The organism is Actinopolymorpha sp. NPDC004070, assembly GCF_040610475.1.
Classification (GTDB): domain Bacteria; phylum Actinomycetota; class Actinomycetes; order Propionibacteriales; family Actinopolymorphaceae; genus Actinopolymorpha.
Window position 1 is genome coordinate 170816 of record NZ_JBEXMJ010000008.1, and the last position, 13453, is coordinate 184268.

The window sequence follows — 13453 nt, forward strand, 5'->3', positions numbered from 1 at the left end:
CGGGTGCTCAGTGGCCCTGCTCGCACGTCTCGACGGCGGCGGCGATGGTGTCCGCCAGGCCGGCCGGGTTGTCGTACGCCATCCCGTGCGCTGCGCTCGGCACGACGTGCACGGACACACCGGCCGCCGCCAGCCCGGTCAGGTCGAAGCCGGGGGTGTGCTCGCCGACCAGCAGCGCCCGCGGCATGGCGCCCCGCGCGAACTGCGTACGGAACGTCGGCTCCCGGTCGGCCAGCATCGACACCGACGTACGGTGCATCCCGACCGGCGTCCAGCGTCCGGTGGTGGCGTGGAACACCGACTGCCCGGCGGCGTGCTCGTCGCGGGCGACGACCGCGCGCAGGGCGTCGTACCCGCGGCGCACGAACGCCTCCTCGGTCTGGGCGGCGACATGTGCGCTGAGTTCGCCCGCGCCGGGGTCGAGGTTGGGTTCGCAGGCGATCAGGGTGCCCACCAGGTCGGGCCGGCGGTGGGCGAGCGCGATGGCGACCGCCCCGCCGAGACTGTGGCCGACGACCGTGGTCCCGCCGAGGCCGTCGGCGTCCAGGACCGCCGCGACCGCGTCCGCGTGCTCCTCGATGGTGTACCCGAACCGCTCGGGGTCGGCCGGGTCGCTCCAGCCGGTGCCCACCAGGTCGACCAGCAGTGAGCGGTGCCGCCGCAGCGCCGGGCGGGTGACAACGTGCGGGAAGTCGGCGGAGGTGGCCGCGCCGAGACCGGCGAGGTAGACGAACACCGGACCCTGCGACGTCGCCGACGCGGGAGAACCGTTGGACTCGGTGTCGGGGGAGCCCCCGGGCAGATCGAGGTAGCGGACCCAGGAGCCGACGTGGAGCAGGTACACCGAACGCATGACCGCCAGCATGCCGCATCGCCACCCCTGCGTACGCTCGGGAAGGGACAGGCCCCAACACCGCAGCGAAAATCCCAGGTTCTCTTCAGGTGTTTCCCAGGTTCGGGTCCGATAGTGGTGCGCGATCCCGCGTCGTACCGCCCGCGCGGGGAAGTGGACCGAAGGCCGGGTCTTCCGACGAACGGAGCAGAACATGAGTCCTGCAGGACGCACCGTCAGCCGCACCACCGTGGTCGGGGTGGCCGCCGCCGCGGCGACCGTCTCCGGGCTCGTGGTCGGCGGCATCGCGCTGGCGGACAACGCCTCCGGCCCCAAGGCGCAGGTGGCCGCGCAGCCCCAGGCCACGCCGACCGCTTCACCGGCACCGAAGGAACGCGGCGGCTTCGGCCACCCCGGCCGGCCGGGTGGGCCCGGACGCTTCGGACCGGGTGGCTTCGGAGGTGGCTTCGGACCGGGTGGGTTCGGGCCCGGCGAGCTCGGAATGGCCGGTCGCGCGCTGCACGGTGAGTTCGTCGTCGCGAAGCCGGGCGGTGGCTACCAGACCGTCGCCGCCCAGCGCGGCACCGCCCAGTCGGTCAGCTCCACCGCGGTCACGGTGAAGAGCACCGACGGCTACACCCACACCTACGTCGTGGACGCCAAGACCCGGGTGAACGCGCTGCGGGAGGGCATCGGGTCGATCAAGCAGGGCCAGCAGGTCGCCGTCGTCGCGAAGGTCAGCGGCAACACCTCGACCGCCGTCCGGGTCGTCGACCTCGCCGACCGCGGGACGGGCAAGCAGTGGCGTCAGCCCGGGCAGAAGCAGGCCCCGGGGCCGAAGAGCGGCACCAACTAGCGAGGATCCCTGCGGTGGCCGGGCTTTCGTGGAGGAATCCGGCCACCGATGACCCTAGGTCGCCGCGAGGACCTCACCCGCGGCGCCGTCGGCCTCCTCGCCCCGGTGAGCCGTGGCCGAGACGTCCGCCCTGGCGGGATCGATCCTGGCCACGCTCCCGGCGCTCGGCTCGGCCGGGCCGACCCGGTGCGCGATGCCCGGATAGTCGAGGACCAGCCCGTCCCGGTCGAAGACGACGTCGGCGGTGAAGTCGTCGCTGTCGAACCGGACCACCGCACCGTCGCCGTCCGCGCGCACGTGGGTGTAGCGCTGCCGGCTCGGGCGTACCGACAGGTCGGGTACCGACACCCACGCCGTCAGCAGCTCGACCGGTCCACCGCCGGTGAGCAGCCCGTGCCGGCGTACCGGCATGGTGTTGGTGAGCGGAGACAGCCCCAGGTCGCAGTCCAGCGCGTCGCCGTAGAGCCGTGCGTCCCCACCCGGCGGCGGCGCGTCCAGGTGTCCCTCGGCGTCGGCGAGGATCTCCCAGCGGCCGGCGCCGTCACGGCGCAGCTCCAGCACCCGCCGCCAGCCGACGCCGAACGCGTGCACCCGCAGCGACGACGTGGCGTAGTCGTCACCGGTGGTGAGGGCGTACTCCAGCCGGTACGGCACCGGGTCCGCACCGATCGCCGAACCGACCGCGGACAGGTGCCCGCGCGCCAGCTTGACCTCGGCGAGCTCAGCGCCGGCGTCCTTGCACCACACCAGAGACCGGTGTACGTCGGGGCCCATGCGGCCACCTCCTCAGCAGGTTGGCGGGAGGTTACCTCCGCACGGACCCCGCAGGTGCGGAATCGACCAAGGCTGGCCTACGCGGACACCGGACCTCGCGTGCGTCTGACCATGCCGACGTCCATGCCGACATGCATGTCGACGTCCACGACGACGGCTACTCCGACGCCTTCGCCAGACCCACCTGGTCGAGGACGAACGCGTGCACCTGCGCCTCGTCCCGCCAGGCGTCGTACCTGCCCGAGGGCCCGCCGTGGCCCGCGCCGAGTTCGGTCTTCAACAGCACCGGTCCACCGCCGGTCATCCGGTCCCGTAGCCGGGCGACCCACTTGGCCGGCTCCCAGTAGCTCACCCTCGGGTCGTTCAGCCCGGCGGTGGCGTAGATGGCGGGGTAGTGGCTGGCCGAGACGTTGTCGAAGGGCGCGTACGCCTTCATCGCGGCGTACACCTGCGGGTCGGCCACCGGGTTTCCCCACTCGTCCCACTCCCGCACCGTCAACGGCAGCGACGGGTCCAGGATGGTGGTGAGCGCGTCCACGAACGGCACCTCCGCCACCGCCGCGGCGCACAGGTCCGGGCGGAGGTTGAGCACCGCACCGATCAGCAGGCCGCCGGCCGACCCACCTCGGATCGCCAGGCCTTCCCGGGTGGTCCACCCGGTCTCCACGAGGTAGTCGGCGGCGGCCACGAAGTCGGTGAAGGTGTTGGCCTTCTCCAGCCGCTTGCCGTGGTCGTACCACGACCGGCCGAGCTCCCCGCCGCCACGCACGTGCGCGATCGCGAACGCCACCCCACGGTCCAGCAGCGACAGCCGCAGGGTGGAGAACCACGGGTCCATCGAGTGTTCGTACGACCCGTAGCCGTACAGCAGCACCGGCCCACCCTCGGGGCGGTCGTCGCGCCACACCAGCGAGATCGGCACCTTCGTCCCGTCCGGAGCGGTGGCCCACTCCCGGGTCGACTGGTAGCGGTCGAGGTCGACGTTGAGCACCGGCTGCCGCTTGCGCAGCCTGCGCGCGTCGGTGGCCAGGTCGACGTCGATGACGGAGTTCGGCGTGGTCAGCGAGGTGTAGTCGATCCGCAGCGTGGTGGTGTCGAACTCGCGGTTGGTGCCGACGTCGACGGTGTAGATGGGCTCCTCGAAGCCCATCCGGCGGCGCTCCCCGTCGGCGACGGATATCACGTCGAGCTCGGTACGCCCGTCCGAGCGCAAGGCCACCACCAGGTGGTCGGCGAACGCGTCCACCGACACGATCCGAACGCCTTCCTGGTGCGGGATCACGTCCGTCCAGCGCTCCGGGCGCGGGTCTTCCACCGGCGCCTGCGCGAGCCGGAAGTCTGGGCCCTGGTCGTTGGTGACGAACAGGAACCGGTCGGTGTGGTGCTCGAGGGAGTACTCCACCCCGGGCCGGCGCGCGGCGACCAGCCGCCACCGGCCCTCGGGGTCGTCGGCGGGCAGGACGTGGACCTCGCTGGACTCGGTGGCGTGCAGGTCCAGCACCAGCCACTCCCGCGAGCGGGTCCGGGAGACTCCGAGGTAGAACGACTCGTCCTCCTCGGTGAAGATCAGGACGTCGTCGGACTGGTCGGTGCCGAGCCGGTGCCGCCACAGCTTCCACGGCCGGTGGGCCGGGTCGAGGGTGGTGTAGAACAGGAACCCCTCGTCGGCGGACCAGGCGGCGCCGTACCCCGTCGGGCTGATCGTGTCGGGCAGGTGCTCGCCGGTGCGGAGGTCCTTCACCCGCATCCGGAACTCCTCGCTGCCGTCGGTGTCCACCGAGTAGGCGAGCAGGTGGCCGCTCGGCGACACCGAGAACGCGCCCAGCGCGAAGTACTCGGTGCCCTCCGCGGCCTCGTTGCAGTCCAGCAGCACCTCCTCGCCGGCACTCACATCCGTGCTGCCCCCGCCGGACGCGTCTTCGGCACCGACGGGATGACGTACGAACAGGGGGTACTGCTTGTCCTCCTGCGTGCGGGTGAAGTACTCCCACGCTCCGTCACGTGCCGGGACGTCCTCGTCGGTCTCCTTGATCCGGGAGCGGTACTCCTCGAACAGCTCCTCGCGCAGGCCGGCCAGATGTGCGAGGGATTCCTCGGTATGGGCGTTCTCGGCCTGCAGATGGGCGAGTACGGCCGGATCCTCGCGGTCGCGCAGCCAGGCGTACTCGTCGACCCGCTCGTCACCGTGGTGGCGGTGGACGAAGGGACGTTGCTCGGGACGGGGTGCAGTGGGCATGGCGCCGACATTACCCGGCCGGGGCCGCGACATTCGCCGCCGCTGACGGCTCCGGAGAGACCACCACCGGGCCACCGACGGAGTCGACTGTGGAGACGCCGCGATCCTCGGGGATGGCGGCCTCCACCTCGGAGCTCTCGCTCTCGGTGGCGAACTGCGTACGGTGCAGCTCGGCGTAGCGGCCGCCGCGGGCGAGCAACTCGTGGTGGGTGCCGCGTTCGACCACGTGGCCGGCCTCGAGCACCAGGATCAGGTCGGCGGCCCTGATCGTGGACAGGCGGTGCGCGATGACCACGGCGGTCCGGTCGGCCAGCGCCTCACCGAGCGCAGCCTGCACGGCCGCCTCGGAGGTGGAGTCCAGGTGCGCGGTCGCCTCGTCGAGGATCACCACCCGCGGCTGGGCGAGCAGCAGCCGGGCGATGGTCAGCCGCTGGCGTTCACCACCGGACAGCCGGTACCCCCGCTCGCCGACCACCGTCTCCAGACCTTCCGGCAGCCCTGCCACCAGGTCGTCCAGCCGGGCCCGGCGCAGCGCCTCCCACAGCTCGTCGTCGCTCGCCTCCGGGCGGGCCAGCAGGAGGTTGGACCGCAGCGACTCGTGGAAGAGGTGGCCGTCCTGGGTGACCATCCCGATCGTGTCGCGCAGTGAGTCGAACGTCAGGTCGCGTACGTCGACACCGGACAGCCGCACGGCGCCCTCGTCCACGTCGTACAGCCGGGGGATCAGCGACGCGATCGTCGACTTCCCCGCACCCGAGGAGCCGACCAGCGCCACCATGGCGCCCGGTTCGACCCGGAACGACACGTCGTGCAGGACCTCCTCGCCACCACGCGCGTCCAGCTTCGCGACCTCCTCCAGTGACGCCAGCGACACCTTGTCGGCGGCGGGGTACGCAAACCGGACGTGCTCGAACTCCACCGACACCGGCCCGTCCGGCACGCCGACGGCATCCGGCGACTGGTCGATCAGCGGCGCCAGGTCGAGCACCTCGAAGACCCGCTCGAAGCTGACCAGCGCACTCATCACCTCCACCCGGGCGCTGGCCAGCGCGGTCAGCGGCGCGTACAGCCGGGTGAGCAGCAGCGCCAGCGCCACCACGTCGCCGGGGTCCAGTGAGCCGGCCAGGGCGTAGTAGCCGCCGAGGCCGTAGACCAGCGCCAGTGCCAGCGCCGAGACCAGTGTGAGCGCGGCGATGAACACCCACTGCACCATCGCGCTGCGCACCCCGATGTCGCGCACCCGCCGGGCACGCACCGCGAACTCCGCGGACTCGTGCGCGGGCCGCCCGAACAGCTTGACGAGCGTGGCCCCCGGAGCGGAGAAGCGCTCGGTCATCTGGGTACTCATCGCGGAGTTGTGATTGGCCGCCTCGCGCTCCAGCCGGGCAAGCCGGTTGCCCATCCGCTGCGCGGGCACCACGAAGATCGGCAACAGCACCAGTGCCAGCACGGTCACCTGCCAGGACAGGCCGATCATCACCGCCAGGGTGAGGACCAGGGTGACGAGGTTGCTCACCACGCCGGACAGCGTGTCGCTGAAGGCGCGCTGGGCGCCGAGCACGTCGTTGTTGAGCCGGCTCACCAGGGCGCCGGTGCGGGTACGGGTGAAGAACGCCACCGGCATGCGCTGCACGTGGTCGAACACGGCCGTGCGCAGGTCGAGAATCAGTCCCTCGCCGATGCGGGCGGACAGCAGCCGGGTGAGGATCCCGAGCCCGGCCTCGGCCACCGCGATGACCGCGATCACCGCGGCGAGGACGAGCACGACCCGCAACGGCGAGCGTTGCACGATCGCGTCCAGCACCCGCCCGGCCAGCACCGGCGTCGCCACCGTCAGGACGGCGGTCACCACACTGAGCAGGAGGAACTTCGTGAGCTGGGCACGGTGCGGCGCGGCGAACCCGCCGATCCGCCGCAGGGTCGCGCGGGAGAACGGCCGGCGCTCGTCCTCGGCGTTCATCGCGTGGTAGAGCGACATCCACGCGGTGGTCTCCATGTCCATGCCCGCTCGGTCCCTTCGCCTCGGCGCGCGTGCACGTCGTACGACGTGTGTCATCGCGTGCGACGCTAGGACCCCAACCAAGGTTGAGGGCAAGGCGGCGCCCGTCGATTCCGGGCACCTTCTCAGCTACCACCCCCAAAGCCGGCCGAAGCGGACCCGGGCGTCGCCACCGTCTCCACCCGCGGACGACGGGGCGGCACACCGGAGAGGAGGTCAGGCCTCGAGCACGACGGCCAGGCCCTGGCCGACCCCGATGCACAGGGCCGCGAGTCCGCGTCCGCCGCCGCGACGGCGCAGTTGCCAGGCCAGCGAGGCGACGATCCGCGCCCCTGACGCTCCGAGCGGGTGGCCGAGGGCGATGGCACCGCCGCGGGGGTTGACGATCTCGGGGTCCAGGTCGGGCCAGTGCGCCAGGCAGGCCAGCGCCTGGGCGGCGAACGCCTCGTTCAGTTCCACCACGTCCAGGTCGGCCCAGCCGAGCCCGGCCCGGGCCAGCGCCTGCTCGGCCGCCGGCACCGGGCCGACGCCGAACCGCCGCGGGTCGACCGCCGCGACCCCCCGGGACACCACCCGGGCCAGCGGCTCCACACCGATCGAGCGCGCCGCGTCCTCGTCACCGAGCAGCAGCGCCGCCGCACCGTCGTTCAGCGGTGAGGAGTTGCCCGCCGTGATCGTCCCGTCCGGGCGGAACGCCGGCCGCAGCGCGGCGAGGGCCTCGACGGTGGTGTCCGGCCGGACGCTCTCGTCGCGGTCCAGGTCGCAGCCGGGTACGGGTGCCACCTCGGCGGCGAACTCCCCGGCCGCCCACGCGGCGGCGGCCCGCCGGTGACTGCGTACGGCGAACGCGTCCTGGCCCGCCCGCGAGATGCCGTACTCACCGGCCAGGGACTCCGTGGCCTCACCGAGCGAGACGGTCCATTCGGGCGGCATCGCCGGGTTGACCATCCGCCAGCCCAGCGTCGTGGAGTGCAGCGTCTGCGACTCACGTGGGAAGCCGCGGTCGGGCTTGGGCAGCACCCACGGCGCCCGGCTCATCGACTCCACCCCGCCGGCCACGCACAGGGACGCCTCACCGACGGCGATGGTACGGCCGGCCGCCATCACCGCCTCCATCCCCGAACCGCACAGCCGGTTGACGGTGACGCCCGGCACCGAGGCCGGCAGCCCAGCCAGCAGCACGGCCATCCGGGCGACGTTGCGGTTGTCCTCGCCCGCACCGTTGGCGGCACCGAACACCACGTCGTCGACGCGTGCCGAGTCCAGCCCAGGATTACGGCGGACGACTTCGCCGACGACGTGGGCGGCGAGATCGTCCGGGCGTACGTCGGCCAGCCCGCCGGCGTACCGGCCGACCGGCGTGCGCACGGCGTCGAGGACGAACACCTCGTGGATCACCGCACCGGCTCCTTCCCGCACGTCGCGTCACCGAATCCCGTCACCGGATCCTGTCGGCTCGTCGCCCAGCGCATCCCTGTGTGCACAGGCGGTTCACGTCCTTCGGCCATCCTCCGTGGTTCGCGCTCCGGTGTCGAGCCGGGCCGGGGGCATCGGATTGCAGGAGAAGTTGATCACGGTTATATCGTTCGGCTCGTGCCCGGATCCCGCATACGTTCCGCCGTGCGCCTGCTGGTCGTCGACCCGCTGGACCGGCTTCTCCTCTTCCACGCCAAGCCCCCACGCGGTCCCGCGGACGGGTTCTGGTTCTGCCCCGGCGGCGGCCTCGAGGCGGGGGAGTCGGCGCTGCAGGCGGCTGCCCGCGAACTGCGGGAGGAGACCGGTCTGCAGGTCGATCCCGACCGCATGCAGGGTCCGGTGTGGACCCGTCGCCACGTCGTACCCCTCGCCGCCGAGAACGCGGCTGCAGGCGGCGACCGGGGTGCAGGCGGCGACGGCGATGCCGGCAGTGAGGACCTCCTGGACCAGCGGGAGCAGTTCTTCGTCTACCGCGCGCCGAACACCCCGGCCATCCACGCCATCGGCGACCCGTGGTCGATGCGTGACGGCCACCAGGCCTACCGGTGGTGGAGCCGGCGCGACCTGGAGGCCGGCCCCGCCGACGCCGCCGTGTTCGCGCCCCGGCGGCTACCCGAACTGTTCCCGGAGATCCTCGCCGGCCGCTGGGACGACCCACCGCGCGACGTCGGCGTCTGAGGCGTCCGGGAGGGGCGGCCGGACAGCTGTTCGGCACCGACGGCTCCGTACCGATAAGTGGTGGCCGAGACCGAGGCGTGGCCCTAGTCTCGGCTGCGATGACTTCGACCGTACGAACCGACGAACCCACCGGCTCCACCCGCGACCTGGGCGACGGCCTGGTGATGCGCTGGTCGACGCCTGCGGACACCGACGCGCTCGTCGAGCTCGCCGGGACGGTGTTCCGCGACACCGACGACGGCCCGCCCAACATCGTGGTGGCCGACACCGTGCGCCGGCACATGCGCGGCGACCATCCCCTGCTCGGACCACACGACTACGTCGTGGTCGAGGACACCGGCGCCGACCGGAAACGGCTCGTCGCCTGTGCGTGTTACCAGCAGGAGGAATGGACCTACGACGGCGTTCCGCTCCCGGTCGGCCGGCCCGAAATCGTCGCCGCGGATCCCGAATACCGACGGCGAGGGCTCGTCCGTACGCTCTTCGGCGCGATTCACGACCGGTGCGAACAGGACGGAAAACTCGTCCAGTCGATCACCGGAATTCCGAACTTCTACCGGCAGTTCGGCTACGAGTACGCCGTCGACCTCGGCGGCAGCGTTTCGTTCCCGGTCTCGCTGCTGCCCGAACCGAAGGCCGGCGAACCCGAGCCGTACCGGCTGCGAAAGGCAACCAGGGAAGACGTTCCCGCGCTGGTCGCGTGTTACGAACAGGGCCAGCGGGGGAGTCTGGTGGTCTCCCGGCTCACGGAGAAATCCTGGACGTACCACATCGACGCGGAGGACGAACCCGACGCGCTCCGAGGTTATGGCCGGGTACGAGTCATCGAGTCCGGCGCGGGGGAGTTCTGCGGGCTGGTGGTGGCGCAGGGAAGTGGCGTGCATTTCCACGTCACCCTGATGGAATTCATCCCCGGCACCAACCTGGCCCGCGTTCGGCCGTCGCTCGTACGTGCCCTCGTCGACCTCGCCGGGCAGAAGCCGCCGAACACGCCCGACCACGAGCCGATCACCAGGCTGGTTTTCGAACTCGGCCGCGACCATCCGTTCTACCCGATGATTCCGGCCGAGCACGGGCCTCGCCAGGACCCGCCCTACGCGTGGTACGTCCGGGTGCCGGACCTGCCCGCGGTGCTCCGCCGGATCGCCCCCGTCCTCGAACGCCGGCTGGCGGAGTCGCCCGTGGCCGGCTACGACGGCGACCTGCTGCTCGACTTCTACCGCACCGCCGTACGCCTGACGTTCACCAACGGCCGGCTCGGCGCCGTCCGCGACCAGGGCCCGGCCGCCCGGCACGACCGGACACCGCGGGCCGGGTTCCCGCAGTTGGTGTTCCTGCGGTCGCTGTTCGGGCACGCGTCGCTGGACGAACTCCGCACCACCTATCCCGACGTCGGCACCGGCGGCGAGGCAGGGCCGCTGGTGAACGCGTTGTTCCCCAAGCGGCCGTCCCGGCTGTTCGCGCCCTGATCGCCCCCTGACGCACGGGACGAAGCGGGCGGACCGCCCGGCAACCGGGACAAAGCGGACGAACGAGCACCGACCGGCCGGTCACGCCCGACGTGCTGGGCCACCCCGGCCCGGCATGGCAGGATCTCGACGGTGAGCACCAGCACCATCCCGTCCGAGCAGCGCCTGCGTGACCTGGCCCTGCTGCGCCGCGTCCGCGACCGGATCGACCGGGAGTACGCCCAGCCGCTGAACGTCGAGACGCTCGCCCGTGGCGTGCACATGTCGGCCGGGCACCTGAGCCGCCAGTTCCGGCTGGCCTACGGCGAGTCGCCGTACGGCTACCTGATGACCCGGCGGATCGAGCGGGCGATGGCACTGCTGCGCCGCGGCGACCTCAGCGTCACCGAGGTGTGCTTCGCGGTCGGCTGCGCCTCGCTGGGGACCTTCAGTACCCGATTCACCGAACTGGTCGGAATGCCGCCGAGCACCTACAAACGCCAGGCCGCACAGGGAAGCGCGCACCTGCCCGCATGTGTGGCCAAGCAGGTGACCAGACCGATCAGGAATCAAGAAGCACGGCCGGTGGAGCCGCAGTTAGCGTGACGGGCATGGACATCACCATTCACACCAGCGTCCTCCCGCACGAGGACCCGGAGGCCTCCCTGGCCTTCTACCGCGACCGTCTCGGCTTCGAGGTCCGCCAGGACGTCGGAAAAGGCACGATGCGCTGGATCACCGTCGGTCCTCCCGGCCAGCCCGACACCTCGATCCTGCTTGCTCCTCCGTTCGCCGATCCGGGGATCACCGAGGACGAGCGCCGCACCGTCGCCGAGATGATGGCCAAGGGCACCTACGGCTGGATCCTGCTGGCCACCAAGGACCTCGACAGCACGTTCGAGCAGGTCCAGGCGGGCGACGTCGAGGTCGTGCAGGAGCCGACCGAACAGCCGTACGGCGTCCGCGACTGCGCCTTCCGGGATCCCGCGGGCAACATGGTCCGCATCCAGGAGGTCCGCTGACATGGCCGCCATCAGGTCGATCACCATCGAGGCACCCGACCCCGCAGCGGCGAACGCCTTCTACGACAGGGCTTTCGGACTCGGCGGCGCGATCCGTACGCGGGCCGGCGACGCGCCGACGAGCGGCTTCCGCGGGTGCGCTCTGTCCCTGGTGGTGTCGCAACCCGGCACCGTCGACAGCCTGGTCGGCACCGCCGTCGATGCCGGCGCCACGACGCTGAAGCCCGCCACGAAGAGCTTCTGGGGGTACGGGGGAGTCGTCCAGGCACCGGACGGCACCATCTGGAAGGTCGCGACGTCGGCGAAGAAGGACACCCGCCCGGCGACCAGGAACGTCGATGACATCGTGCTGTTGCTCGGTGTGGACGACGTCAAGGCCAGCAGGCAGTTCTATGTCAACCAAGGTTTGACAGTGAGCAAGAGCTTCGGAAGAAAGTACGTCGAGTTCGACGGCTCGTCCTCCTCGGTCAAGCTCGCGCTCTACGGGCGCAAGGCCGCCGCCAAGGACGTCGGCGTCGACCCGGACGGCTCCGGGTCGCACCGCGTCGTCATCGGCAGCGACGCCGGAGCGTTCACCGACCCGGACGGCTTCGCCTGGGAGCCGGACTCGGCCTGACCCCGGTCGTGTCCTTGGCGAACTCCCGCCCGATCCGATCTCGGGCGGGAGTTCGCCAGGGACGACGCACCTGGTCTCAGTCGGCGGCGAGGGGTGAGCTGTCGATGGCCTCGGCGGCGGCGCTCATCGATTCGTCCATGTAGACAGACGTCGTGGCCAGGCTGGAGTGCCCGGCGATCTGGGCGACGGTCGCGATGTCCACGCCGGCCCGGGCGAGAACCGTCAGCGCCGTGTGCCGCAGGGAGTGCGGTGTCGCCCGCCGGCCGAGGTATTCCTTGGTGTAGCGCTCGACCATCCGCTGCAGGTCACGTGGCGACAACCGCTTCCCGCGTACGGACACGAACAGCGCGCTAGCCGCGTCCTCGACCCGGATGCGTTCCGCGCGGTCGAGCGACGTGGGCTTCGGAGGCGGCGGCCGCTCCTGCGAAAGATATCTCTCGATGGTTCGATGAGTCGCCGGTGACAGCGGCAGGTCGCGGTTCTTGCCGCCCTTCCCGCGTACGTGCAGAACCGGCGTACGCGTCTCCTCGTGCAGGCGGATGTCGCTACGGTTCGCGCCGCACAGCTCCGAGACCCGTGGCCCCGACTCGACCAGGAGCCGCAGGATCGCCTCGTCGCGGATGGACAGCTTCTGGTCGGCACGCAGAGCTTCCTGGGCACGCCGGCTCGGCGAAGCTCGCAACACCAGCGCCTCGTCGACCCGCAACCCGAGCCGGGCGCCCACCGCTCGCCGCGGGGTGCGCGGCGCGGCCACCTTGGTGGTGGGGTCGACCTGGACGTAGCCCTTGTCGGCCGCCCAGCGGAACAACCCGCGGACGGCGGCGAACCAGCGAGCCAGCAGGTGCTGGCCGCGACCTGGGGGAGTGGAGCCGTCCTCGGCGATCTTCAGACCCTTTGTGTAGCGGCGATCCGGCGCCTTGGCGATGGCCGTCAGGGCGGCTTCCAGCTGGTCGGCCTCGATCGTGTCGAGCACGGTGCCGGGGCCCAGGAGAGTGGTGAAGTCGTCGAGGTCACGGTGGTAGGCGTGCAGAGTGGCGGCGCTGAGCTGGGAACGCATCACGCGGCGCTCGAGCACCTCCAGATACTCCAGCACCGCGTCGTGCACGGTCACCGTCGACGCCGATTTCGGCTCGCTCATGGGCCAAAACGTACCATGTCGTGTAAGTGCTATTACACGACATGAATGTGACCTGGATGACGGTGCGGCGCCTGGCTCCAACGCACCGTCACCGGCTTGGCCGATCTGCTCAGAAGGCGATTTTCGGCCATATGCACCGCTCGCGCGCTGTCGGGTGAGACCCGCGCTGACCTGGGATGACGCCGCGCCACGGGGCCCGAGGCTCGGGTGGCCGCCGGCGGGGCGCACCGGCTCGAGGCACACGCCGGAAGCTCCGGATCCCGAGCTGTCCGCTGGTTGACGGTCATGTTCGGTTCGTCGGATCGCGCGTGTCGACAACTCTGTCGTACCTGCGACGGACCGGCCGAGTTCCGGCCAGGTTCCTACGCGTCGGACCAG

General features: G+C 71.4%; 12 protein-coding genes. 6 read left to right on the forward strand and 6 right to left on the reverse strand.

Annotation, left to right across the window (positions count from 1 at the left end; translation table 11 throughout):
* Positions 1-7 precede the first annotated feature (7 nt).
* On the reverse strand, positions 8-853 hold the full coding sequence (locus tag ABZV93_RS16355; protein WP_354936111.1) for an alpha/beta hydrolase: 846 nt from the start codon (positions 851-853) through the stop codon (positions 8-10).
* 193 nt (positions 854-1046) lie between these two features.
* Here ABZV93_RS16355 and ABZV93_RS16360 point away from each other — a divergent pair, with 193 nt between their 5' ends.
* Positions 1047-1688 (forward strand): hypothetical protein, encoded by a 642-nt coding sequence (locus ABZV93_RS16360; RefSeq protein WP_354936114.1) that lies wholly within the window; start codon positions 1047-1049, stop codon positions 1686-1688.
* A 54-nt stretch (positions 1689-1742) separates the two neighbouring features.
* On the opposite strand, the gene ABZV93_RS16365 is transcribed toward ABZV93_RS16360, so the two are convergent.
* From ABZV93_RS16365 to ABZV93_RS16380, 4 genes are all read right to left on the reverse strand, one after another.
* Positions 1743-2462, reverse strand: a complete 720-nt coding sequence (locus ABZV93_RS16365; RefSeq protein ID WP_354936117.1) for a putative glycolipid-binding domain-containing protein — start codon at positions 2460-2462, stop codon at positions 1743-1745.
* A 157-nt stretch (positions 2463-2619) separates the two neighbouring features.
* Positions 2620-4698 carry a S9 family peptidase gene (locus ABZV93_RS16370; RefSeq protein ID WP_354936120.1) on the reverse strand — a complete coding sequence of 693 codons (2079 nt, stop codon included), beginning with the start codon at positions 4696-4698 and terminating at the stop codon, positions 2620-2622.
* Between the two features lie 10 nt (positions 4699-4708).
* The gene (locus ABZV93_RS16375; RefSeq protein WP_354936123.1) at positions 4709-6700 is read right to left on the reverse strand and encodes an ABC transporter ATP-binding protein; all 1992 of its coding nucleotides are present in this window, start codon (positions 6698-6700) and stop codon (positions 4709-4711) included.
* 213 nt (positions 6701-6913) lie between these two features.
* On the reverse strand, positions 6914-8092 hold the full coding sequence (locus ABZV93_RS16380) for an acetyl-CoA C-acyltransferase (protein ID WP_354936545.1): 1179 nt from the start codon (positions 8090-8092) through the stop codon (positions 6914-6916).
* A gap of 198 nt (positions 8093-8290) precedes the next feature.
* On the opposite strand from ABZV93_RS16380, the gene ABZV93_RS16385 reads away from it, so the two are divergent.
* The 5 genes from ABZV93_RS16385 (at position 8291) to ABZV93_RS16405 (ending at position 11937) form a co-directional block, all read left to right on the forward strand.
* Positions 8291-8851 (forward strand): NUDIX domain-containing protein, encoded by a 561-nt coding sequence (locus ABZV93_RS16385; protein ID WP_354936126.1) that lies wholly within the window; start codon positions 8291-8293, stop codon positions 8849-8851.
* Between the two features lie 98 nt (positions 8852-8949).
* Complete coding sequence (locus ABZV93_RS16390) at positions 8950-10320, forward strand: GNAT family N-acetyltransferase (RefSeq protein ID WP_354936129.1); 1371 nt, start codon at positions 8950-8952, stop codon at positions 10318-10320.
* A 132-nt stretch (positions 10321-10452) separates the two neighbouring features.
* Positions 10453-10905: a helix-turn-helix transcriptional regulator gene (locus ABZV93_RS16395; protein WP_354936132.1), complete on the forward strand. Its 453-nt coding sequence runs from the start codon at positions 10453-10455 to the stop codon at positions 10903-10905.
* Between the two features lie 5 nt (positions 10906-10910).
* Positions 10911-11321 (forward strand): VOC family protein, encoded by a 411-nt coding sequence (locus ABZV93_RS16400; protein ID WP_354936135.1) that lies wholly within the window; start codon positions 10911-10913, stop codon positions 11319-11321.
* 1 nt (position 11322) lies between these two features.
* Positions 11323-11937 carry a glyoxalase gene (locus ABZV93_RS16405; protein WP_354936138.1) on the forward strand — a complete coding sequence of 205 codons (615 nt, stop codon included), beginning with the start codon at positions 11323-11325 and terminating at the stop codon, positions 11935-11937.
* 76 nt (positions 11938-12013) lie between these two features.
* Here the strand turns inward: ABZV93_RS16405 and ABZV93_RS16410 are convergent, their stop codons facing one another.
* The gene (locus ABZV93_RS16410; protein WP_354936141.1) at positions 12014-13075 is read right to left on the reverse strand and encodes a tyrosine-type recombinase/integrase; all 1062 of its coding nucleotides are present in this window, start codon (positions 13073-13075) and stop codon (positions 12014-12016) included.
* Positions 13076-13453 lie beyond the last annotated feature (378 nt).

What these genes read in the sequence shown, in the direction of transcription:
- ABZV93_RS16355 (WP_354936111.1), bottom strand. Translation starts at nt 853, where the DNA reads ATGCGTTCGGTGTACCTGCTCCACGTCGGCTCCTGGGTCCGCTACCTC.
- ABZV93_RS16360 (WP_354936114.1), top strand. Translation starts at nt 1,047, where the DNA reads ATGAGTCCTGCAGGACGCACCGTCAGCCGCACCACCGTGGTCGGGGTG.
- ABZV93_RS16365 (WP_354936117.1), bottom strand. Translation starts at nt 2,462, where the DNA reads ATGGGCCCCGACGTACACCGGTCTCTGGTGTGGTGCAAGGACGCCGGC.
- ABZV93_RS16370 (WP_354936120.1), bottom strand. Translation starts at nt 4,698, where the DNA reads ATGCCCACTGCACCCCGTCCCGAGCAACGTCCCTTCGTCCACCGCCAC.
- ABZV93_RS16375 (WP_354936123.1), bottom strand. Translation starts at nt 6,700, where the DNA reads ATGGACATGGAGACCACCGCGTGGATGTCGCTCTACCACGCGATGAAC.
- ABZV93_RS16390 (WP_354936129.1), top strand. Translation starts at nt 8,950, where the DNA reads ATGACTTCGACCGTACGAACCGACGAACCCACCGGCTCCACCCGCGAC.
- ABZV93_RS16400 (WP_354936135.1), top strand. Translation starts at nt 10,911, where the DNA reads ATGGACATCACCATTCACACCAGCGTCCTCCCGCACGAGGACCCGGAG.
- ABZV93_RS16405 (WP_354936138.1), top strand. Translation starts at nt 11,323, where the DNA reads ATGGCCGCCATCAGGTCGATCACCATCGAGGCACCCGACCCCGCAGCG.
- ABZV93_RS16410 (WP_354936141.1), bottom strand. Translation starts at nt 13,075, where the DNA reads ATGAGCGAGCCGAAATCGGCGTCGACGGTGACCGTGCACGACGCGGTG.